The following is a 20,197-nucleotide window of genomic DNA, read 5'->3' as shown; positions in this document are numbered from 1 at the left end:
TTCCTGTTATTTTACGAGGCAGGAGAAAATTGAAAGCTTGGAAGCAAAGTGATAGATGAACAGCAGACATACGAAACCGGCGGCAAACCACGCTGTCAATGGCACCTTGTCACGAAACAATCCGAAGCTTTTCTGCTCATCTATCCACTCAATCTGCTGCTGCCAAAAAAACTTGTAGTGCGCATACCAATCACTGAAAAGCACCTGCTTAGAAACCGACACATTAACAAGCGCCGACTGGATACTGCTGTGTCCTTGTACCAAATCCGTAAAATCTGCGGTATCCGGCCGTGATTTAGCAGTGTTATACAGATTTTTGAGCTCGTAAAACTGTGCCGTGAGCGCCTTGCCGGCGGCCTCATAACGGTCCCTGTCCGGTTGATACATTCCGAGATATAGGCCGGCGATACCCAGGAGGACCATCGCAGCGCCAACTTGGTTCGAAGTTAGCTCGGGAACAAATAGTGCGTAGATGCCAACCACCAGGCCAACAAAGGACAAAAACCCAGGCAGTTTTTCGATAATATCCAAGGTCGCGAAATTTACTTTTGCTCCGTACCCAACGTTGTAGGCGGTTTCTGCAATCGATTTGAGCAAGACATCTTTATTCATCTAGTTCCATCTTCGTCGTCTATGCTTCGTTTCTAACGGTGAGAAAGCGCTCGCTGCTCTCCGTTAGAGCGGGGCTGGCTTGAGAGCTTCCCCTTGACCGTCTTGCAGTCGGAAGCCTGTATGCGATGCCGCTCGCAATACTCGAGGATAAGTACTTCGAGCATATTGGACAGCGTGCGGTGTTCTGACTCCGCTGCGCGGCGCAGTAAATCTTTCGTGCGCGGTGACATTCGTAAATTTACGGCTTCGCTCTTACGTTCCTGCATCGATAATTGTCAATACATTGTCTTTACAATGTGATGAAATTAGCACAATGAAAGCTGGCTGTAAACCGTCGACGTATCGTCAATCCAGCTACATTAGAGTCATGCGCGGCGGCTCCACGTCGCAGGACGCGGCATCGAGCAGTTCACAGTTGCTTGGGACTTCCCAGCCGGCCTAGGTGGCGCAGCAGGTAGGGATTTTCCCTGGTGCACCCCGAACTATGGACATCTTGGCGCAGGAAGATTTCTTCGTAAAAACAGTGGGTTAGAGCGAATGTCAATAGTGTTGTACTCTGGGGTGGCTGCTCAACGTCTGACTCGCCAGACCCCAGGAAAAAAGCCCGCAGCGATGCGGGCTTTTTTTTCACCGGCGCGGCACCTATCGCGCCCGCCTCACAGCTTCTCCATCCCCTTGCCGCGCAACCCGACCAGCAGCGCCTGTCCGTCCGCGCCCACGCGGAACTCGCCATACGCGGCCTCGGCAAAGCGCTTGCCCTGCCCCTCCTGGAAGAAATACGCGTCGGTCGACACCTGCACCTGCATGCCGCCCCAGCGCGAACGCGCGGTCTGGTAGCGCAGCAGTTGCTCGCCCGGCGCCAGCCGCTCGGCGCCGTGCACGCGCACGAAGCTGGCCACGCCCTGTTCATCGCGGCGGATCACGGCGACGCCGTCGCGCGGCACCTGGGCATCGTGCGCCCGGGCGGCGCGGATCTGGTTGCCGATGTCGAAGTTCAGCGCCATGTAGTCGCCCTGCATCAGCGAGCGCGGATCGACCGGCGCGAGCCTGAGCAAGACGGTATCGCCGCGCGCCAGCAGGCGCTCCTTGCCCACGATGCCGGCGGCGGCCAGCGCCAGCGTCAGCGCCCAGGCGATCAGGATCCAGCGTTTCATGCGGCCTCCATCTGCGCGCGGCGCAGCAGCCAGTGGCGCCCGGCCAGCAGCAGCACGCCGGCCGCGGCAAGCGTGGCGGACTTGGCCAGCAGGGTCCAGTGCAGGGCCGAGTAGTACCAGATAAAGCCGATGGCGATGCTGGTGACACCCAGTCCCAGCCACGGCATCGACGCCCGCCGCAGCGCCAGCCCCAGCGCAAGCACGCCGGCCACCACCGCGGGCGCGGCCGCCATCAGCGCGCCGAACGCCACCAGTCCGCCCAGCACGGCGCCTTGCATGGCCTGGCCCAGCGCCAGCCGGCGGCATTCGGCCAGCGCGAAGCCGGCCAGCATCAGCGTGGTCAATCCGCCCGCGGCCCAGTGCGCCAGCGGGATGCGCGTCGCCTCCGGGCCCTCCAGCCACGCCAGCGGATGGCTCATGCCGGTGACGACCAGCGCCGCCGCCAGCGTGAACAGCAGTGTCGCGTCGGCCAGCGGTTCCAGCAGCGCATGGCGGCCGTCCGCGCACAGGCGCGCCTCGGCCAGCGTGAACCCCGCCGCCAGGGCGGCGCCGAGCGGCACCAGCCAGCCGAGCGACCACGTCAGCAACAGCCAGTCCTCCGGCTTGCTGCCAGCCATGAGCAGGTGCACCGCGCCGGCCAGGCCGATCCACGCGCCCAGCCCGCACAGCAGCCGGTGCAGCCGGTTGGGCACCAGCCACGCCAGCGCGGCTTCGAACAGCGCCAGTGCGGCCCAGAAGGCTGCGCTCTCGGCCACGCGCGTGAAGCCGAGCGCCTCGGTCAGGCCGAACACCGCCATGCCCTGACCGCTCAGGCTCACCGCCAGCGCGAACTGCCCCGCGGCGATGCCGCCGCCGCGCCAGTACAGCAGCGCGGCCAGCGCGATCATGGCCAGCCCGGTGACGGCCATCGCCACGCCGTTCTCGCGCGCGGCAACGAAGACGGTGCCGACCAGGAAGAACTGGAAGAACAAGGCGCCCAGCCAGCCCGCCGCGCCCATCAGGCAGCGCACGGCCCAGGGCGTATGAAGATGCGCGGGGGGCTCGCCCTGTACCTCGCCGCGTGCGGCGAGTTGTTGCCAGAGCCGTTGCTCGGTCTGCAGGACGTTGCTCATGCCTGCTCCAGCTGGCTGCGCCAGGCCCGCATCAGCCACGCGGCCGCGGCGGCGGCCAGGCCGATGGTCAGCAGGCCGAGCAACAGGAACGCGCCGAAATCGTCCTTGCCCTCGAACAGCACCTTGGCGATCGCCGCCACGGCCAGCACGATGCCGGTCAGGCAGGCCAGGCTCAGCACCACGATGTCGAAGGCATGCCAGCGGAACCACCAGACCAGCGCGGCCAGCGCCAGCACCGCCAGCGCGAACGCGGCGCCGTCGAAGTCGCTGCGCAGCACGCTGGCCAGCCCGAGCGAGCCGGCATGCAGGCACGCCAGCGCCGACAGCATGCGGGCGCCGGTCAGCCCGCGGAAGCCGAGCACCGGCGCCTTTGCGCACAGCAGCTGCCACAGCACCAGCTGCAGCGCCACCGCGCCCAGCAACGCCAGCGTGGCCGTGCGCACGTGGCGCGAATCGAACAGCAGCGAGAACACGCCGTCAACGCCGAAGCGCAGGCTGAAGTACCGCAACAGCGCCAGGTTGCCAACCACGATCACCAGCCACCAGTGCGGCGCCGCGCGCGCCGCCAGCGCCCACGGCAACGCCAGCAGTGCCCACAGCGCAAACAGCTGCCAGGCATCGGCACCGGTCTGGTAGGTCTGGCCGATCACCGCCAGCAGCACGCCCGCCACCATCTGCGCGCCGCCCAGCGCGGCCCGGCCGGCGGCATCTCCCGCCGGCCGCAGCCAGGCAAAGCCGGCCAGCAGCGTGAGCGCGCCGGCGAGCAGGCCGAACCTGGAAAATTTGTGCAGGTCCTGCCAGTTGAAGGCAAAGAACACGATCACCCCGGCGCACAGCAGCGCGGTGCCCAGCGCCATCAGCGCGGTGTCGAGCCAGCGGCGCCAGTCACCGGCGACCGGTTCGGTGCGCGCCCACGGCGCCGCGACTGCCGGCGGCGCCAGGCGGCCCAGCGCGCGCCAGTGGGCCAGTGCCTGGCGGATGGCACGGCGCTCGCCAACGGCTTCGCGGTCCGGGCCATTTGTTCCGATGCGGGTTGCTTGCATGCTCGCCCTTGCGTGCTGGAATGACGGCGACTTTAGCAAAGTGATACGTGGGCCGCACCTGTTGCGTGGGAGGGGGGCGTGCGGTCGCGCTCCATCTAGGCCGGGCCTGCGCGGGCCGGTATGCTGTGGCCCTTGTCCCAAGCTGCCCCACGCCCCATGACCCTCGGAATCCTTGCCGCCATCCATGATGAAGTCGACGGCCTCGTCGCCGCCATGCGCCATGACGACAGCCGCGCCACGGTACGCACCATCGGCATGCGCGACTACTACACCGGCCATTTGTACGGGCAGCCGTGCGTGCTGGTGCTGGCGCGCATGGGCAAGGTGGCGGCGTCGGCCACCACGGTCACGCTGATCCGCGAGCTGGGGGCCTCGCAAATCGTCTTTACCGGCCTGGCCGGCGGCATCGGCGCCGCCACGCAGGTGGGCGACATCGTCATCGCCGACCGCACCCTGCAGCATGACCTGGACGCACGCCCGTTCTTCGGCCGCCATGAAGTGCCGCTGCTCGAGCGCGCGGAATTCCCCGCCGATGCGGCGCTGACGGCCGAGCTGCATGCCGCCGCCGCTGACTTCCTGCGCCACGACCTCGCCGTTGACGTACCGCGCGCGGTGCGCGAGAGGTTCGGCGTCGCGGCGCCCACGCTGCACCAGGGCATGATCGCCAGCGGCGACCAGTTCATCGGCTCGCCCGCCGCGGTGGCGGAATTGCGTGAGCGGCTGCCCGGCCTGCTGGCGGTCGAGATGGAAGGCGCCGCGGTAGCGCAGGTCTGCCATGAGTATGGCGTGCCTTATGCGGTGATGCGGACCATCTCGGACCGTGCCGACGACACCGCCCATGTGGATTTTTCGGCATTCCTGACCGACGTGGCCAGCCACTATTCCAGCGGGGTACTGCGCCGCCTGCTGGCGGCGAGGGCCTGACGCCTGGCCACGCGGCCGACTGACCAGGATCAAGCCGCGCGCAGATTCCTGACCGGAAAGTCGGTTCAGTATTTACCGTCCGCGCGGCCGCACCGTGCCCCAGAACCCGACCAGCAGCGCCGACCCGGCGATCACCGCGAGCCAGCTGCTGAGCTGCCCGTCGACAAACCAATGCAGCGCGCGGCCGCTGTAGAAGGCCGCCGCTGCGCCCGCCGCGCCCAGCACCAGCGCGGCCGGCAGGGTCACCACGCGCCCTGCCGGGTGCAGCCGGCGTGCCGCCAGTCCGACCAGCAAACCCACGATCAAGGTGCCCAGCATCCGCTTCTCCTGTGTTGTCCGCATCACAGCCGCGACCGGCCGCGGCGTAACGATACTGCAATCCGGCGGCCCTGCCACCCGCCGCGGCGGGCGACTGCAATGATCGGTCCCGGCGGTATAATGGCACCCGGGTCCGGCCGCGCTTCGGACCACACCAGTCCCCAACAATGCAACTGCTCGCGATCGGCATCAATCACACTACGGCACCCGTCTCGCTGCGCGAGCGGGTGGCGTTTCCGCTCGAGCAGATCAAGCCGGCGCTGGGGGCCCTGCGCTCCCACCTGTCGGCGCGCAGCGGCACCGAAGCCGCCATCCTGTCCACCTGCAACCGCACCGAAATATACTGCGCCACCGACGTGCTGACGCCGGGCACGGACGGCTTCGAGCACACCCTGCGCTGGCTGTCGCAGCATCACAACGTGCCGGCCACCGAACTGGCGCCGCACCTGTACGCACTGCCGCAGTCCGAAGCCGTGCGCCACGCCTTCCGCGTGGCCAGCGGGCTCGATTCTATGGTGCTGGGCGAGACCCAGATTCTGGGCCAGCTCAAGGACGCCGTGCGCACCGCCGGCGAAGCCGGCTCGCTGGGCACTTACCTGAACCAGCTGTTCCAGCGCACCTTCGCGGTGGCCAAGGAAGTGCGCGGCCAGACCGAGATCGGCGCGCATTCGGTGTCGATGGCCGCTGCCGCGGTGCGACTGGCGCAGCGGATCTTTGAAAGCGTCTCGACCCAGCGCGTGCTGTTTATCGGCGCGGGCGAGATGATCGAACTGTGCGCCACCCACTTTGCCGCGCAGCAGCCGCGCCAGATGGTGGTGGCGAACCGCACCGTCAAGCGCGGCGAAAAGCTGGCCGAGCAGCTCAGCGGCCAGGGCCTGACCGCCAACGCGATCCGCCTGTCGGACCTGGGCGAGCGCCTGCATGAATTCGACATCGTGGTGTCGTGCACCGCCAGCTCGCTGCCGATCATCGGCCTGGGCGCGGTGGAGCGCGCGGTCAAGCGACGCAAGCACCGCCCCATCATGATGGTCGACCTGGCCGTGCCGCGCGACGTCGAGCCCGAAGTCGCGCGCCTGGACGACGTCTTCCTCTATACCGTCGACGACCTCGGCGCGGTCGTGCGCGAAGGCAACGCCCTGCGCCAGGCCGCGGTGGCGCAGGCCGAAGCCATCATCGAAAGCCGCGTGCAGAACTTCATGCACTGGCTGGAAACCCGCAGCGTGGTGCCGGTCATCCGGGAACTGCAGAGCAGCGGCGAAGCCATCCGCCAGGCCGAACTGGAACGCGCGCGCCGCATGCTGGCGCGCGGCGACGATCCGCAGGCCGTGCTCGAGGCGCTCTCCGGCGCGCTCACGCGCAAGTTCCTGCACGGCCCCACGCACGCGCTCAACCACACCCAGGGCGAGGACCGCGAGGCGCTGCTGCGCCTGGTGCCGGGCCTGTTCCGCCACAGCAGCCATTCCGAGCGCTAGCCCCGCTCGCCTTGCCGGCGCGCCGCGCCCGGCACGCCCTCGCTGCCGCCCCCCGTCTTTGTGCGCGCGGCCCGGCCCACCCCATTCCCTGTCCGCCCCGATGAAAGCCAGCATGCTTGCCAAGCTCGACCAACTGGCCGAGCGACTCGACGAAGTCAACGCCCTGCTCGCGCGCGAAGACGCGACCGCCAATATCGACCAGTACCGCAAGCTCAGCCGCGAGCATGCCGAGCTGTCGCCCGTGGCCGAGCAATACGGCCAGTACCGGCAGGCCCAGGATGACCTGGCCACCGCGCAGGCGCTGCTCGACGACCCCGAGATGAAGGACTTCGCCGCGGACGAGATCGCCGCCGCGCGCGACCGGCTGGAAGCGCTGCAGGCCAGCCTGCAGCGCCTGCTGCTGCCCCGGGATCCTAACGACGACCGCAACCTGCTGCTGGAAATCCGCGCCGGCACCGGCGGCGAGGAAAGCGCGCTGTTCGCCGCCGATCTGCTGCGGATGTACACGCGCTATGCCGAACGGCAGCGCTGGCAGGTCGAGGTGATGAGCGAATCGGAATCGGACCTCGGCGGCTACAAGGAAGTGATCATCCGGATCGCCGGCGATGCCGCGTTTTCCCGGCTGAAGTTCGAATCGGGCGGCCACCGCGTGCAGCGCGTGCCCGCCACCGAGGCGCAGGGCCGCATCCATACCTCCGCCTGCACGGTGGCCGTGATGCCCGAGGCCGACGAGGTCGGCGAGGTCGAGATCAATCCGGCCGACCTGCGCATCGACACCTTTCGCGCCTCGGGCGCGGGCGGCCAGCACGTCAACAAGACCGATTCCGCGGTACGCCTGACCCACCTGCCCACCGGCATCGTGGTCGAATGCCAGGATGACCGCAGCCAGCACCGCAACAAGGACAAGGCGATGAAGGTGCTCGCCGCCCGCATCAAGGACATGCAGGCGCGCGCGGCGCAGGCGCGCGAGGCCAGCACCCGGCGCAACCTGATCGGCTCGGGCGACCGCAGCGACCGCATCCGCACCTACAACTTCCCGCAGGGCCGCGTGACCGATCACCGCATCAACCTGACGCTGTACAAGATCGACATGATCATGGACGGCGACCTGGACGAGTTGCTGTCGGCGCTGTCCGCCGAGCACCAGGCGGACCAGCTGGCCGCCTTGGGCGAAGACGCCTGAGCGGCACTTTACAGCCCTTGCATGAAGCTACGGCGACGAACACCGCGTAAATTCACCGATTGCTTTGTATTTGTTGTAAATGCTTGAAACAGCACTGGCAGGGGTAAAGTCGCTGTCTATAATCGATTTCGACCGGCAAACGGAGAATGGTGCCGGGTAGTCACTCCCGAGAACATAGCTAGGACGAAATCATGAAAAAACTGCTCGCGCTGTTGATGATCACCGCGGCCATGGCCGCTTGCAGCAAGAAGGAAGAAGCGCCGCCCGCCGCCTCGAACGCCGAGAGCGCGATGCAGAGCGCCGCGGAATCCGCCAAGGCCGCCGCAAGCGATGCCGCCGCTGCCGCCAGCAACGCCGCAGATGCCGCCAAGGCTGCCGCCAGCGACGCCGCCTCCAACGCTTCCGCCGCCGCGGAGAAGGCCAAGGAAGACGCCGGCAACGCCATGGAGCATGCCAAGCAGGCCGCCAAGGATGCCGTCAACGCCGGCGCCGACAAGGCCAAGGACGCCGTCAATAAGTAATCGTCCCGGCGGGGGCATTGCGCCCGCCGCCGCCGATGAGCGGTACACTGGCACGAAGCCGGAAGTTTCACCAGAGCACCGCCCCAAAGCCCCGCCAGGTCCCGCACCGGTGGGGTTTTTTGTAGCCGGCACCAGAACCGTCCTTGACCCACCCGATGTCCACCGACTCTGCCGCGCTGCCGGCTACCCCCACGCTGCGCGAGGCGCAGACCCTGGCCGCCATGGCCGGGCTGCCTGCGCTGGAAGCGCGCATGCTGCTGACCCACGTCACCGGCCTGAGCCGCACGCAGCTGATCACCCGCGACACCGACGTGCTCACCATCGCCCAGCGCGACGCGTTTGCGACGCTGCTGGCGCGGCGCCTGGCGGGCGAGCCGATGGCCTACCTGATCGGCGAGCGCGAGTTCTTCGGCCGCAAGTTCCGGGTCACGCCCGACGTGCTGATCCCGCGCCCGGATACCGAGGTTGCCGCGGAAGCCGCGCTGGCGCGGCTGGCCTCGGTGCCGCAGCCCCATGTGCTGGACCTCGGCACGGGCTCCGGCATCCTTGCCGTGACGCTGGCGCGCGAGCGCCGCGACGCGCGCGTCTGGGCCACCGACATCTCGCCCGGCGCGCTGATGGTGGCGCAGGACAATGCCCGGGCGCTGGGCGCCGAGCATATCGAGTTCCTGGTCTCGGACTGGTACGCGGCGCTGCCGCCGGAGCTGCGCTTCCACCTGATCGTCAGCAACCCGCCCTATATCGCCGCGGGCGACCCGCACCTGGCCGAAGGCGACCTGCGCTTCGAGCCGATCGACGCGCTGACCGACCACGACGACGGCCTCTCCGACCTGCGCGCCATTGTCGGCGGCGCCGGCGCGCGGCTGCTGCCGGGCGGCTGGCTGCTGATGGAACACGGCTATGACCAGGCGGCGGCCACGCGCCAGCTGCTGCAAGCCGGTGGCTTCGACGAGGTCTTCACCGCGCGCGACCTGGCCGGGCTGGAGCGCTGCACCGGCGGACGCTGGCCGGGCGCGCAGCCCGCCGGCACGGCCGCGGCGCCCTGAAGCGCGGCGGCGATTCCGGTAAAATCGGCGTCAGATTCCCGCCGTGCGGCCCGGCCGCACGGTATCCCTTCCTCCCCAGGCGGCGCCCGCGACACGGCCTCGCCCCACTGAAAAGCAAACCATGAGCGACGTGCAGCAACAGATCGACCAGATCGTCAAGGGCAACCCCGTAGTCCTGTTCATGAAGGGCACCGCGCAATTCCCGATGTGCGGCTTCTCGGGCCGCGCCATCCAGATCCTGAAGGCCTGCGGCGTCGATGCGCCGACCACGGTCAACGTGCTGGACGACGAAGGCATCCGCCAGGGCATCAAGGAATACGCCAACTGGCCGACCATTCCGCAGCTCTACGTGAACGGCGAGTTCATCGGCGGCTCGGACATCATGATGGAGATGTACCAGAACGGCGAACTGCAAACCCTGCTGAAGGGCTGAGCTGCGCCATGTCCGGGGCTGGCGGCACACCGCAACGGCTGATCGTCGCCATCACCGGCGCCACCGGGGCGATCTACGGCGTGCGCCTGCTGCAGGTGCTGCGCGCGGCGCCTGCGGTGGAGACCCACCTGCTGATCTCGCCGGCCGGCGTGATGAACCTTCAGCACGAGCTGGACATCGGCCGCGCCGAGGTCGAAGCGCTGGCCGATGTGGTGCACAACGTGCGCGACATCGGCGCCACCATCGCCAGCGGCTCGTTCCGCGCGCAGGCCATGGTGGTGGCGCCGTGCTCGATGCGCACGCTGGCGGCGATCGCGCATGGTTTCTCGGACAACCTGATCACGCGCGCCGCCGACGTCACGCTCAAGGAGCGCCGCAAGCTGGTGCTGATGGTGCGGGAAACGCCGCTGAATCTTGCGCATCTGCGCAACATGACGGCAGTGACGGAAATGGGCGGGATCGTGTTCCCGCCGGTGCCGGGCTTCTACCAGAAGCCGCAGAGCATTGCCGAACTGGTCGACCATACGGTCGGGCGCGTGCTCGACCTGGTGGACCTGCCGCACATCGGCCAGACCCTCGCGCCCAGCTGGGGCGGGCTCAACACCCGCGCCGGCGACGCGGCCGGGAACTGAGTTGGACGCCCCGGTTACCGGCAACGGTTACCGGCAACGGTTACCGGCAACGTTACCGGCAACGATTACCGGCCCGGTTACCAGCGGCGATAGCCGCGGCCATAGTAGCCATAGCCGCCGTAGTAGTAAGGACGCGGCGCCACCACCACCGGCGCGGGCGCCACGTACACCGGCGCCGGACCGACCGCCGGGCCGACCGGCGTGGGATAGACGGCGCAGCCGCCCAGCAGGGTCACCGATGCCGCAGCGGCAGCCAGTCCAATCGTCAGCATTCTCATCATTTCATCCTTGGGGTCGCACAACGGGCATGTGCCTGCCTTGCTGACGTTATACGGGCATAACACGTAATACGGCGTCAAAGCCGTGTAACGCTTGTTACCGTTCCCTACGCGCCATGCCACCGTCCCGAGGATGCCGTCAGATTTCGAAGCGGATACCCTGTGCCAGCGGCAAGGAATCGCCGTAGTTGATGGTGTTGGTGGCGCGGCGCATATAGCCCTTCCACGCATCCGAACCCGACTCGCGTCCGCCGCCGGTCGCCTTCTCGCCGCCGAAGGCGCCGCCGATTTCGGCGCCGCTGGTGCCGATATTGACGTTGGCGATGCCGCAGTCGCTGCCCGCCGACGACAGGAAGCGCTCGGCCTCGCGCATCGATTCGGTGAAGATGCACGACGATAGCCCGTGCGCGGCGGCATTGTTCAGCGCGATGGCCTCGTCCAGCGAGGTGTACGGCATCAGGTACAGGATCGGCGCAAAGGTTTCGGTCAGCATGGTGTCATGCTGCGCGTCGGTCAGCACCAGCGCGGGCCGCACGTAGTACGCATGCGGATAGCGGTCGGCCAGCAGGCGCTCGCCGCCGGTCACGATATTGCCCTGCGCCCGGCATGCCGCCAGCGCGTTGGCCATGGCGTCGCCGGCGGCGCTGTCGATCAGCGGGCCGACCAGCGTGCCGTCTGCCAGCGGATCCCCGACCGGCAGCCGGTCGAACACGGTGATCAGCCGGCTCGCCATGGTGTCCATCAGGTCGGCATGGATAAAGCAGCGGCGCAGCGTGGTGCAGCGCTGCCCCGCGGTGCCGGCCGCGGCAAAGGTGATGGCGCGCACCGCCAGCTCGATATCGGCCGAGGGCGCGACGATGGCGGCGTTGTTGCCGCCCAGCTCGAGGATGCAGCGCTTGAAGTGGCCGGCGCAGGCGATGCCGACCTCGCGGCCCATGCGGGTCGAGCCGGTGGCGCTGACCAGCCGCACCGCAGGGTGCCCGACCAGGTGGGTGCCCAGGGTGCGCCCGCCCGGCAGCACCGCCGAGATGCCGCTGTGCTGCGGCGCCGCCGCGGCCAGCACGCGTTCCAGCAGGCCATGCGCGGCCAGCGCGCACAGAGACACCTTCTCCGACGGTTTCCAGATCACGCCGTTGCCGCACACCAGCGCCAGCGCCGCGTTCCACGCCCACACCGCCACCGGGAAGTTGAACGCCGAAATCACGCCGCACAGCCCGTACGGATGCCAGGTCTCGCGCATCGCGTGCTGCGGGCGCTCGGAGGCGATGGTCAGCCCGTGCAGCTGGCGCGACAGGCCGACCGCGAAGTCGCAGATGTCGATCATCTCCTGCACCTCGCCCAGCCCTTCCTGCAGGATCTTGCCGGCCTCGAGCGACACCAGCCGTCCCAGCGCCGCCTTGTGTTCGCGCAGCACCTCGCCGAAGCGCCGCACGATCTCGCCGCGCGCCGGCGCCGGCAGCAGCGCCCAGGTGCTCTGCGCCGCGTGGGCGCGCGCGATCAGCGCGTCGGCCTGCGCCGGCGTGCAGGCCGGCAGGTGGCCGATGGCCTCGCCGTCGACCGGCGAGCGCACCGTCACGGCGCTGGCCGGCGTGCCCTCGCGCCACGGCCGCGGCAGGCCCAGCGAATCCCAGCAGGCGGCAAACTCTTGCGCTTTCATACGAGGCTCTCCTGGAGCGGATGCTGCGTGTAGCGGCGGCCGAAGCGGTTGGCCAGGAAGGCAGCGAGCGGCATCGACTCCTGCCGCACGAAGCCGGCCTGCGGCAGTGCGCCGGTGGCCACCATGTCGAGCGCGGTGCAGATGCCCGCGGCAGTGGTCAGCTGGATCGCATTGACATGGCCGCCGTCACCGTCGACGCCGCCGATGCGCGCCGAGAACGAAGCCTGCGTCAGCGGCCCGCGCCCGCGTTCGCCGCCGGCCGGGTAGCCGGTGGCGGTGGCGAACACGATCACCACGTCCTGCTCGGTCACCGGGATGGCGCGGTCGAAGATATCGCGCAGCCAGTCGCGGCGTTCGCGCAGGCGCAGGTCGTTGAGCAGCAGCTTCATCAGCGCACAGTGGCCGGGATAGCGGATCGACTTGTAGTCGACATGGCGCGCGCGCCCGGCCAGCGTCTCGGGCAGCGTGCCGAGCCCGCCCGATGTATTAAAGGCCTCATATTCGATGCCGTCCAGCGCAAAGCTCTCCAGCCCTTCCAGCGCGGTCAGTTCCACGCGCCGGCCGTCGACGATGGCCTCGCACGGGTTGCAGTACTCGTTGATCAGTCCCTCGGTGCTCCAGGTCAGGTTGTACTTGAGCGCGTTGCTCGGGTAGCGCGGCAGCGCCCCCACCCGCATCTGCAGGTCCAGCAGCTCGCCGCCGCCGCGCAGGAAGCGCTGTGCGAGGTCGTGCCCGACCACGCCGATAAAACCCGGCGCCAGCCCGCACTGCGGCATCAGCACCGAGCGCGCGCCCTGCGCCAGCTGGCGGATGGCCTGGGTGGCGGCCACGTCCTCGGTCAGGTCGAAGTAATGCACGCCCAGGCGCGCCGCCACCGAGGCCACGCTGAGCGCGGCATGGAACGGCAGCGCATTGAGCACGGCGTCGGCGCCGGCCAGCAGCGCGGCGCAGGTGCCGGGCTCGGTGGGATCGCCGGCGCGCGCCAGCACGCCGCGCGGCAGGCCATCGAGGCGGCGCCCGTCATGGTCGACCACGCTGACGCGGTAATCGCCGCTGTCATGCAGCATGGCCGCGATGGTGCGGCCGATCTTGCCGGCGCCCAGCACTGTCACGTGCAGCGGGCGGGCCGCCTTGGGCAGGTCGCGCGGGGCCTGCCGGCCCAGGTTCGAGGCTTGCATGGGGTCTCCGTCCACAAGAAGAAAAGGATGCCGTTGACTGGAGTATGGCTAGCCCGGCCGCCACAATGAAGGCACAAGAACGACGAAAAACCGCCATAATCGAACGAAACGACGAGGCATCCCGACGCAATGACCGAACTCGATACCACCGACCGCCATCTGCTGTCGCTGCTGCAGGCCAACGCGCGCGAAAGCGCCGCCAACCTGGCGCGGCACCTGGGGATCGCGCGCACCACGGTGGTGGCGCGCATCGCGCGCCTGGAGCGCAGCGGCGTGATCGCCGGCTACGGCGTGCGCCTTGGCCAGCGCATGGAAGACAACGCGATCCTGGCCTATTGCGGCCTGTCGGTGCAGCCCAAGGCCGCGCCCGCGATCCTGCGCGCGCTGCAGCGGCTGCCCGAGATCGAAGAGGTCAATTCCGTCAGCGGCCCGGTCGACTACCTGGTGGCGATCCGCTGCGACACGCATGACCGGCTCGACCGGCTGCTCGACGAGATCGGCATGCTCGACGGCGTCAACCACACCACCACCTCGATCGTGCTGGCGCGCAAGCTCGACCGCCGGCGCGCCGCCGGCTGACGCGGTATGCTGCCAGACCCATCAGCCTTTGCGGAGCAACAGAACATGAATCACCCGATCCGTGTCGCCGTGGGCGGCGTGACCGGCTGGGCCGGCGGCGAACTTGCGCGCGGCGTGGCCCATGCGGCCGACATGACCCTGGTGGCGGGCCTGTCGCGCGGCGCCGCCGGCCAGACCCTGGCGCAACTGACCGGCCATGCCGATACCCCCGGCGTGGCCGCCGCCAGCATCGAAGCGCTGGGACAGACGCCCTACGATGTCTACGTCGAATACACCAGGCCCGGCATCGCCAAGCACAACATCCTGCAGGCGCTGGCGCACGGCGCGCACGTGGTGGTCGGCACCTCGGGGCTGAGCGACGACGACTATGCCGAGATCGACGCGGCCGCGCGCCAGGCCGACCGTGGCGTGCTCGCGTGCGGCAATTTCGCCATCACCGTGGTGCTGCTGCAGAAGTTTGCCGAGATGGCGGCGCGCCACCTGGAACACTGGGAGATCATCGACTATGCCAAGGCCGGCAAGATCGACGTGCCTTCCGGCACGGTGCGCGAACTTGCCTTCCGGCTCGGCCAGGTCAAGGCCGCCGCGCAGGCGGTGCCGGTCGACCAGGTCAACGGGCCCAGGGAAACCCGCGGCGCCACCCTGTCCGGCACGCAGGTGCATGCGGTGCGGCTGCCCGGCTACCAGCTGGGCGTGGAGGTAATCTTCGGCGCCGACGGCCAGCGCCTGCACCTGAAGCACGAAGCCGGCGATGGCTCCAAGCCCTATGTTGCCGGCGCGCTGCTGGCGATCCGCAAGGTCCACACCGTGCGCGGCGTGGTGCGCGGGCTGGACCAGGTGATGGAAGGACTGTGAGGCTGCGGCGGCGCAGGCGGGCGGAGCGTCGCCTGGCCGCCTGCCTGTGCCCGCCTGCCTGTGCCCGTTACCAGCTGCCGGGCTTTTCCGGCCTGGCGGGCGCCTTCGGCGCGGGCTTGGCCGCGGCGGCCTTGCCCTTGGCCGCCGGCGCCGAGGCCGGATTGAGCTGCTTGTCGACCTCGGCGTCCTTGTCCGCCATCAGCGTGCGCGCCTGCGGCAGCAGCATCTCGATGGTGCCGGTGTGGGGGTCTTCCGGCATCGCGTACAGCTCAACCGTCAGCGGCTTGCGCATCCAGCCGGCATGCAGCGTCCTGACGGTCTTGCCACCCTTGTCGGGCATGTCGACCTGCTCCTGGCGGAAAGGCTTGCCATACAGCGCGCTGACGCTGTCGGCAGCGGCCTGCTGCGAATTGGCGCCGGCGGTCGGCACCACCAGTCCGACCAGCGCATTGCGGTCGACAAAGGCCACCACATAGGGGCCATCCATGAACGCCGGGCGCTGCGCGCGCGGCACGCCAACCTGGCGCATCAGGCCATCGCCCTTCAGTTCGACGCAGTAGCCGGTGACATCGCGGCCGTCGGGCGAGCGCTTGTCGGCGCAGTCGGGCAGCGCCGGCAGCGGGTTGCCGATTTCCAGCATGCCCAGCAGCGGCGACAACGCGCTGTTTTCAGCCTGGGCCGAGGGCTTGGCGGCCGCTGCGGAGGCGGGAGTGGCGGCAGCGGCGGCAGCGGCGGCGGGTGCGGCAGCGGCGGCATTGGCGCCGGCGGCGCCCAGCAGGCCGGCAAGCGCCAGCCCGGCAACGGGGAATTTCAAAACGGACTCCTGGTGAAAGGCTCCGGGTTGGAGCCCGCCCCGGGCCGGGTTGTTCCTGCGCGGCGCGAGATCGTGGCGAACGATTCACTTCCGGCACGCGCACGACAAGGGGCGTGCGCTAGCTTACCCGATGGCGCCGGCGCCGCCGGCACTTGCGCGCCGCGCCGGCATCAGCCTGCCGGCGCCTTGCGCGTCAGCGCCAGGGCCTCGCGCCGGAAGGTGTGGCCGACCTGGTGGTAGAACGGGTGCGGCGAGAACTGCCGCGAGATGAACGACGCCAGCAATGACGCCGCCAGCAGGAACACCGTCAGGTCCTGCGTGCGCGTCATTTCCATCACGATCACGCTGGCGGTGATCGGCGCCTGCGTGGCGGCCGCCAGGAACGCCGCCATCGACACCAGCGCCAGCACCCGCGGTTCGGCCATGCCGCTGACGAAATGCGCGACGTTCTCGCCGATGCCCGCGCCGATCGCCAGCGCGGGCGTGAAGATCCCGCCCGGGATGCCGGCGAAGTACGACACCACCGTCGCCGCCAGCTTGGCCAGGCCGAACCACAGCGTGGCATGCGATTCGCCGTTGATCAGCGCCGCCGCCTGTTCATAGCCGGTGCCGAAGGTCGCGCCCGCGGTGGCCCAGCCGATGATCGCCACCACCAGCCCGCAGCCGAACGCGGTCCACACCGGATGCCGCCCCGGCCAGTCGCGCCACGCGGCCGGCAGCAGCGCCGGCACGCCGCCCTTGAGCGCCTTGGCGAACACGCCGCCCAGCACGCCGGTGACCAGCGCGCACAGCAGCACCGGGCCCCAGGCCTCATGCAGGCCGAGCATCGGCACCTTGACCACGAAATACGGGTTGTTGCCCAGCACTGCCAGCGACAGGAAACCCGCGGTCAGCACGCCCGACAGCACCAGGCGGTCCCAGCGCACCGCGGTGCCGCGCCCCAGTTCCTCGATGGCGAACACCACCCCGGCCAGCGGCGTGTTGAACGCCGCCGCCAGCCCGCCGGCCGCGCCGGCGGCAATCAGCGCATTGGGATGGAAGCCGATGCGAAAGCGCAGCTTCTCCTGGCACCAGCGGCCCCAGGCCAGCATCGCCGCCGCGCCCACCTGCACCGACGGGCCCTCGCGCCCGACCGAGGCACCGGCCAGCAGCGCCGCGGCGGTCAGCACCACCTTCCACATCGCCTGGCGCAACGACACCAGCAGCGTCTGCGCCGGGCCCGATGGCGGCAACGTGACCGCCGCGATCACCTGCGGGATGCCACTGCCGCGCGCCTGCGGCGCCAGGCGGATGGTCAGCCAGCGCAGCGCGGCCAGCCCGAACGGCAGCATCACGAACGCCAGCCACGGCGTGGCCTGGGTCAGCTGGCGGTTCCAGTGCAGTGCGACCTCGGCGATCCACGCGAACACCAGCGAGAACAGCCCGACGCAGCCCGCGCCGAACATGAACACGGCATAACGCAGCGTGGTGCGCGAGATGCGCCCGGCCTGGCGCGACTTGCGCCACGCCGCCACGCGCGCGCGGCGGCTGATCTGGTTCAGCAGGCGGGGATCGGGCGGCGCCGCGCCGTTATCGGGTTGCGCCCGGGAGTCCGGGCTGGCGCCGGGAGTGGCAGACGAAGAGGCAGGCTTGGGATCGTTGGGGTCGCGATCGGTCATGGCTGGGGCGGGCGCAGGCATCCGGCGGGGCGCGCCCCGCCGCCGTGATGAGCTGAAACTATACGCCCATCGCCCGCCGCTCCCTGCGCGCCCGCCCGACGCGTCAGTCCAGCGAGATGTTGTTCGCCTTGATCACCTTGCCCCAGTGCGCGCGGTCGGCCTCGAGATAGCGGTCGATTTCGGCCTGCGTGCGCGGCGGCTGCACCAGCAGCCCGAGGGCGCTGAAGGTGGCGCGGAACTGCGGGTCCTTCAGCACGTGGTCGGCGGCGGCCTGCAGCCTGGCCACGGCTTCGGGCGGCGTCTGCGCGGGCACGGCCAGGCCGAACCAGGTGGCGGCCTGGAAGTTGGGATAGCCGCTCTCGGCCACGGTCGGCACGTTCGGCAGTACATCCAGCCGGCTGCGCCCGGTCACCGCCAGCGCCTTGAGCTTGCCCGCCTTGATATGCGGCAGCGAGGTGCTGACCACATCCACCATCAGCTGCACGTCATTGGCCAGCAGCGCCGCCAGCGCCGGCGCGCTGCCGTTGTACGGCACATGGGTGACGCCGATGCCCAGTTCGGTCTTGAGCATCTCGGTGGCCAGCTGCAGCGCGTTGCCCAAACCCACCGAGGCATAGTTGAGCTTGCCGCCCTCGGCCTTGGCGTAGGCGGCGAATTCGCGGATATTGCCGGCCGGCACGCGGGTGTTGGTGACCACCACCAGCGGCGCCTCGGCGCCGATGCTGAAGATGCGGAAATCCTTGGGCGGATCGTACTGGATCTTTTTGTACAGCATCGGGTTCAGCACCATGCTGCCGTTGGTCGCCAGCACCATGGTGTAGCCGTCGGCCGGCGCGCGCGCGACGCTGGCGGTGCCGATCATGGTGGCCGCGCCGGGGCGGTTTTCCACCACCACGGTCTGGCCCAGCTGGCGCGACATGCCATCGGCCAGCGCGCGGCCGAACTGGTCGGTCGAGCCGCCCGGCGTGTACGGCACCACCAGCTTGAGCGGGCGATCAGGATAGGCCGCGTGCGCGGCGCCGCCCCAGATTGCCAGCGCGCACCCGGCGCCGGCGAGCGCGGCAAGCCAGGCGCGGCGTGGCTTGCGTCCGGTGGTCTTGGTCGGTTTGTTCTGCATCGCGTCTCCTTCTGTCGTTATCGGCTTGTGCCTGGTGCAGTCCCACCGGTGCGCTCAGACGCGGCGCTGGCGGCCTTCCCAGTATCGGTCGCGCAGCCGGCGCTTGGCCAGCTTGCCGGTTTCATCGCGCGGCAGCTGCGCCTCGACCACGATGCTGCGCGGCACCTTGAAGCCCGACAGCCGCTGGCGCAGCCAGTCGATCACCTCGGCCTCGCGCAGCTCGGCGCCCGGCACCGGCTGCACCATGGCCAGCAGGCGCTCGCCGTATTCGGCGTCGGGAATGCCGAACACCACGCAATCGGCCACGCCGGGGTAGCGCACCAGTTCGTGCTCGATCTCGGCCGGGTAGATGTTGACGCCGCCCGAGATCACCATGTCCGAGGCGCGATCGCAGATGAACAGGTAGCCGTCGGCGTCGACATAGCCCATGTCGCCCAGCGTCACCAGGCCGTCGCGGTCGATCGCGGCGCGCGCGGCCTCATTGTTGCGGTAGGTGAAGTCGGCGTATGCGGGCTGGCGTACGTAGACCAGGCCGATCTCGCCCGGCGCGCACTCGCGGCCGTGCTCGTCGAGAATGCGCAGCTGCGCGTCGTCGACCGGCCTGCCGGCGGTGCCCGGGCGCGCGGCGGCATCGGCGGGCGTGGCCACGGTAATCATGCCGGCTTCGCTGGAGGCATAGGTTTCATGGATCACCGGACCCAGCCACTCCAGCATCGCGCGCTTGACCTCTGGCGCGCACGGCGACCCGGTCGAGGCGACGAAGCGGATCGAAGACAAGTCGTATCTGGCGCGCACCTCGGGCGGCAGCTTGAGCAGGCGCACGTACATGATCGGCACCAGGTAGAGCACGTCGATGCGGTGCTTCTCCACCAGCGCCAGCACCTGCTCGGCGTCGAAGCGCGGCGTCAGCACCAGGCGCTCGGCCATCTGCAGCGCGTTCTGGATAAACGAGCCAGGCGCGCTGTGGTACAGCGGCGCCGACATCAGCGCGCGGCAGCCCGGCTCGAGGCCATAGGTCTGCCGCACCACCGAGCGCATGCGCGCAAGCTGTTGCTCGAGCCGGTCCAGCGGCAACGCCTGGCGCACCACGCCCTTGGGCCGGCCGGTGGTGCCGGAGGTGTACGCCATGTGGCCGCGCGGCGCCACGCGCGGGCCGTCGTAGGCGGGCTGCTGCGCGAGCCAGGCTTCATACGCCATCGCGCCATCGGCGGGACCGCCCACCGACAGCACCGGCATGCCGGCCGGGATCGCGTCGCGCACGGCGGGCAGCAGGTCATCCTGCACGAGAAGCACCCTGGCGCCGCTGTCGCTCAGCAGGAAGCGCACTTCGTCGGCGGTGAAGTGCCAGTTGATGGGGCAGTAGTAGCAGCCGGCGATGCGGCAGGCATGAACCACGTCGGCATACACCGGATCGTTGCGCAGCAGCACCGCGATCACGTCGCCCTCCTGCACGCCCAGCGCGCGCAGGCCGCCGGCCACGCGCGCGCCGCGCGCCAGCAACTCCTCGCCGCTGCGGTGCATGTCTTGATACCAAAGGTCCGTGGCCATCCGCTGTCTCCATGCTCGGGTTTTGTCAGCCGACCACTGTATCGGCGTAGCCGGGCATCGACA

Annotated in this window: 22 protein-coding genes; 9 read left to right on the top strand and 13 right to left on the bottom strand. The window is 69.2% G+C overall.

Annotation, left to right across the window (positions count from 1 at the left end; all coding sequences use genetic code 11):
* Window positions 1–6: 6 nt before the first annotated feature.
* The 5 genes from A3AG_RS0109990 to A3AG_RS0109975 form a co-directional block, all read right to left on the bottom strand.
* Window positions 7–612, bottom strand: a complete 606-nt coding sequence (locus tag A3AG_RS0109990; RefSeq protein ID WP_018005256.1) for an SLATT domain-containing protein — start codon at window positions 610–612, stop codon at window positions 7–9.
* Between the two features lie 32 nt (window positions 613–644).
* A complete protein-coding gene (locus tag A3AG_RS34535; RefSeq protein ID WP_240619820.1) occupies window positions 645–842 on the bottom strand; it encodes a hypothetical protein in 198 nt (65 codons plus the stop codon).
* Between the two features lie 426 nt (window positions 843–1,268).
* Window positions 1,269–1,766: a GDYXXLXY domain-containing protein gene (locus A3AG_RS0109985; RefSeq protein WP_018005255.1), complete on the bottom strand. Its 498-nt coding sequence runs from the start codon at window positions 1,764–1,766 to the stop codon at window positions 1,269–1,271.
* Entirely contained in the window at window positions 1,763–2,878 is a 1,116-nt protein-coding gene (locus tag A3AG_RS0109980; RefSeq protein ID WP_018005254.1) for a DUF4401 domain-containing protein, read from the bottom strand. The genes A3AG_RS0109985 and A3AG_RS0109980 overlap by 4 nt, the downstream gene beginning before the upstream one ends.
* Window positions 2,875–3,921 (bottom strand): DUF2157 domain-containing protein, encoded by a 1,047-nt coding sequence (locus A3AG_RS0109975; RefSeq protein WP_018005253.1) that lies wholly within the window; start codon window positions 3,919–3,921, stop codon window positions 2,875–2,877. The genes A3AG_RS0109980 and A3AG_RS0109975 overlap by 4 nt, the downstream gene beginning before the upstream one ends.
* Before the next feature lie 156 nt (window positions 3,922–4,077).
* Between A3AG_RS0109975 and A3AG_RS0109970 the strand changes: the two genes are divergently transcribed.
* Window positions 4,078–4,845, top strand: coding sequence for a 5'-methylthioadenosine/adenosylhomocysteine nucleosidase (locus tag A3AG_RS0109970; RefSeq protein WP_018005252.1), 768 nt, complete (start codon window positions 4,078–4,080; stop codon window positions 4,843–4,845).
* Window positions 4,846–4,917: 72 nt separating this feature from the next.
* Here the strand turns inward: A3AG_RS0109970 and A3AG_RS0109965 are convergent, their stop codons facing one another.
* The gene (locus tag A3AG_RS0109965; protein ID WP_018005251.1) at window positions 4,918–5,163 is read right to left on the bottom strand and encodes a hypothetical protein; all 246 of its coding nucleotides are present in this window, start codon (window positions 5,161–5,163) and stop codon (window positions 4,918–4,920) included.
* 167 nt (window positions 5,164–5,330) lie between these two features.
* Here A3AG_RS0109965 and hemA point away from each other — a divergent pair, with 167 nt between their 5' ends.
* The 6 genes from hemA (at window position 5,331) to A3AG_RS0109935 (ending at window position 10,450) form a co-directional block, all read left to right on the top strand.
* Window positions 5,331–6,635, top strand: a complete 1,305-nt coding sequence (gene hemA / locus A3AG_RS0109960) for a glutamyl-tRNA reductase (protein ID WP_018005250.1) — start codon at window positions 5,331–5,333, stop codon at window positions 6,633–6,635.
* 100 nt (window positions 6,636–6,735) lie between these two features.
* Complete coding sequence (gene prfA, locus A3AG_RS0109955) at window positions 6,736–7,818, top strand: peptide chain release factor 1 (protein ID WP_018005249.1); 1,083 nt, start codon at window positions 6,736–6,738, stop codon at window positions 7,816–7,818.
* A gap of 191 nt (window positions 7,819–8,009) precedes the next feature.
* Window positions 8,010–8,339 (top strand): hypothetical protein, encoded by a 330-nt coding sequence (locus A3AG_RS0109950; RefSeq protein WP_018005248.1) that lies wholly within the window; start codon window positions 8,010–8,012, stop codon window positions 8,337–8,339.
* Between the two features lie 155 nt (window positions 8,340–8,494).
* Window positions 8,495–9,385, top strand: coding sequence for a peptide chain release factor N(5)-glutamine methyltransferase (prmC, locus tag A3AG_RS0109945; RefSeq protein ID WP_026164082.1), 891 nt, complete (start codon window positions 8,495–8,497; stop codon window positions 9,383–9,385).
* 121 nt (window positions 9,386–9,506) lie between these two features.
* On the top strand, window positions 9,507–9,818 hold the full coding sequence (gene grxD / locus A3AG_RS0109940; protein ID WP_012354019.1) for a Grx4 family monothiol glutaredoxin: 312 nt from the start codon (window positions 9,507–9,509) through the stop codon (window positions 9,816–9,818).
* A gap of 8 nt (window positions 9,819–9,826) precedes the next feature.
* Complete coding sequence (locus A3AG_RS0109935; RefSeq protein WP_018005246.1) at window positions 9,827–10,450, top strand: UbiX family flavin prenyltransferase; 624 nt, start codon at window positions 9,827–9,829, stop codon at window positions 10,448–10,450.
* A 77-nt stretch (window positions 10,451–10,527) separates the two neighbouring features.
* Here the strand turns inward: A3AG_RS0109935 and A3AG_RS0109930 are convergent, their stop codons facing one another.
* From A3AG_RS0109930 to A3AG_RS0109920, 3 genes are all read right to left on the bottom strand, one after another.
* Entirely contained in the window at window positions 10,528–10,722 is a 195-nt protein-coding gene (locus A3AG_RS0109930; RefSeq protein WP_018005245.1) for a hypothetical protein, read from the bottom strand.
* A 145-nt stretch (window positions 10,723–10,867) separates the two neighbouring features.
* Window positions 10,868–12,385 (bottom strand): L-piperidine-6-carboxylate dehydrogenase, encoded by a 1,518-nt coding sequence (amaB, locus tag A3AG_RS0109925; protein ID WP_018005244.1) that lies wholly within the window; start codon window positions 12,383–12,385, stop codon window positions 10,868–10,870.
* A complete protein-coding gene (locus A3AG_RS0109920) occupies window positions 12,382–13,563 on the bottom strand; it encodes a saccharopine dehydrogenase family protein (protein WP_018005243.1) in 1,182 nt (393 codons plus the stop codon). Before A3AG_RS0109920 ends, amaB begins: the two co-directional genes overlap by 4 nt.
* 129 nt (window positions 13,564–13,692) lie before the next feature.
* Between A3AG_RS0109920 and A3AG_RS0109915 the strand changes: the two genes are divergently transcribed.
* Together A3AG_RS0109915 and dapB are read left to right on the top strand one after the other, a co-directional pair.
* The gene (locus A3AG_RS0109915) at window positions 13,693–14,142 is read left to right on the top strand and encodes an Lrp/AsnC family transcriptional regulator (protein WP_010809873.1); all 450 of its coding nucleotides are present in this window, start codon (window positions 13,693–13,695) and stop codon (window positions 14,140–14,142) included.
* Window positions 14,143–14,187: 45 nt separating this feature from the next.
* On the top strand, window positions 14,188–14,997 hold the full coding sequence (gene dapB / locus A3AG_RS0109910; protein WP_018005242.1) for a 4-hydroxy-tetrahydrodipicolinate reductase: 810 nt from the start codon (window positions 14,188–14,190) through the stop codon (window positions 14,995–14,997).
* A 67-nt stretch (window positions 14,998–15,064) separates the two neighbouring features.
* Here the strand turns inward: dapB and A3AG_RS0109905 are convergent, their stop codons facing one another.
* From A3AG_RS0109905 to A3AG_RS0109890, 4 genes are all read right to left on the bottom strand, one after another.
* Complete coding sequence (locus A3AG_RS0109905; protein ID WP_018005241.1) at window positions 15,065–15,811, bottom strand: hypothetical protein; 747 nt, start codon at window positions 15,809–15,811, stop codon at window positions 15,065–15,067.
* Between the two features lie 170 nt (window positions 15,812–15,981).
* Complete coding sequence (locus tag A3AG_RS0109900; protein ID WP_018005240.1) at window positions 15,982–17,469, bottom strand: chloride channel protein; 1,488 nt, start codon at window positions 17,467–17,469, stop codon at window positions 15,982–15,984.
* A gap of 103 nt (window positions 17,470–17,572) precedes the next feature.
* Entirely contained in the window at window positions 17,573–18,586 is a 1,014-nt protein-coding gene (locus A3AG_RS0109895; protein WP_018005239.1) for a Bug family tripartite tricarboxylate transporter substrate binding protein, read from the bottom strand.
* Between the two features lie 54 nt (window positions 18,587–18,640).
* On the bottom strand, window positions 18,641–20,134 hold the full coding sequence (locus tag A3AG_RS0109890) for an acyl-CoA synthetase (RefSeq protein ID WP_018005238.1): 1,494 nt from the start codon (window positions 20,132–20,134) through the stop codon (window positions 18,641–18,643).
* Between the last annotated feature and the right edge of the window lie 63 nt (window positions 20,135–20,197).

The sequence above is a fragment of the Cupriavidus neocaledonicus genome, assembly GCF_000372525.1.
Taxonomy (GTDB): domain Bacteria; phylum Pseudomonadota; class Gammaproteobacteria; order Burkholderiales; family Burkholderiaceae; genus Cupriavidus; species Cupriavidus neocaledonicus.
The sequence above is the reverse complement of the archived record's forward strand: the minus strand, read 5'-3'. Positions and strand labels throughout refer to the sequence as shown.

Excerpts from the sequence above, each read along its gene's own strand:
- A3AG_RS0109990 (WP_018005256.1), bottom strand. The coding sequence starts at position 612 with ATGAATAAAGATGTCTTGCTCAAATCGATTGCAGAAACCGCCTACAAC.
- A3AG_RS34535 (WP_240619820.1), bottom strand. The coding sequence starts at position 842 with ATGTCACCGCGCACGAAAGATTTACTGCGCCGCGCAGCGGAGTCAGAA.
- A3AG_RS0109985 (WP_018005255.1), bottom strand. The coding sequence starts at position 1,766 with ATGAAACGCTGGATCCTGATCGCCTGGGCGCTGACGCTGGCGCTGGCC.
- A3AG_RS0109980 (WP_018005254.1), bottom strand. The coding sequence starts at position 2,878 with ATGAGCAACGTCCTGCAGACCGAGCAACGGCTCTGGCAACAACTCGCC.
- A3AG_RS0109975 (WP_018005253.1), bottom strand. The coding sequence starts at position 3,921 with ATGCAAGCAACCCGCATCGGAACAAATGGCCCGGACCGCGAAGCCGTT.
- A3AG_RS0109970 (WP_018005252.1), top strand. The coding sequence starts at position 4,078 with ATGACCCTCGGAATCCTTGCCGCCATCCATGATGAAGTCGACGGCCTC.
- A3AG_RS0109965 (WP_018005251.1), bottom strand. The coding sequence starts at position 5,163 with ATGCTGGGCACCTTGATCGTGGGTTTGCTGGTCGGACTGGCGGCACGC.
- hemA (WP_018005250.1), top strand. The coding sequence starts at position 5,331 with ATGCAACTGCTCGCGATCGGCATCAATCACACTACGGCACCCGTCTCG.
- prfA (WP_018005249.1), top strand. The coding sequence starts at position 6,736 with ATGAAAGCCAGCATGCTTGCCAAGCTCGACCAACTGGCCGAGCGACTC.
- A3AG_RS0109950 (WP_018005248.1), top strand. The coding sequence starts at position 8,010 with ATGAAAAAACTGCTCGCGCTGTTGATGATCACCGCGGCCATGGCCGCT.
- prmC (WP_026164082.1), top strand. The coding sequence starts at position 8,495 with ATGTCCACCGACTCTGCCGCGCTGCCGGCTACCCCCACGCTGCGCGAG.
- grxD (WP_012354019.1), top strand. The coding sequence starts at position 9,507 with ATGAGCGACGTGCAGCAACAGATCGACCAGATCGTCAAGGGCAACCCC.
- A3AG_RS0109935 (WP_018005246.1), top strand. The coding sequence starts at position 9,827 with ATGTCCGGGGCTGGCGGCACACCGCAACGGCTGATCGTCGCCATCACC.
- A3AG_RS0109930 (WP_018005245.1), bottom strand. The coding sequence starts at position 10,722 with ATGCTGACGATTGGACTGGCTGCCGCTGCGGCATCGGTGACCCTGCTG.
- amaB (WP_018005244.1), bottom strand. The coding sequence starts at position 12,385 with ATGAAAGCGCAAGAGTTTGCCGCCTGCTGGGATTCGCTGGGCCTGCCG.
- A3AG_RS0109920 (WP_018005243.1), bottom strand. The coding sequence starts at position 13,563 with ATGCAAGCCTCGAACCTGGGCCGGCAGGCCCCGCGCGACCTGCCCAAG.
- A3AG_RS0109915 (WP_010809873.1), top strand. The coding sequence starts at position 13,693 with ATGACCGAACTCGATACCACCGACCGCCATCTGCTGTCGCTGCTGCAG.
- dapB (WP_018005242.1), top strand. The coding sequence starts at position 14,188 with ATGAATCACCCGATCCGTGTCGCCGTGGGCGGCGTGACCGGCTGGGCC.
- A3AG_RS0109900 (WP_018005240.1), bottom strand. The coding sequence starts at position 17,469 with ATGACCGATCGCGACCCCAACGATCCCAAGCCTGCCTCTTCGTCTGCC.
- A3AG_RS0109895 (WP_018005239.1), bottom strand. The coding sequence starts at position 18,586 with ATGCAGAACAAACCGACCAAGACCACCGGACGCAAGCCACGCCGCGCC.
- A3AG_RS0109890 (WP_018005238.1), bottom strand. The coding sequence starts at position 20,134 with ATGGCCACGGACCTTTGGTATCAAGACATGCACCGCAGCGGCGAGGAG.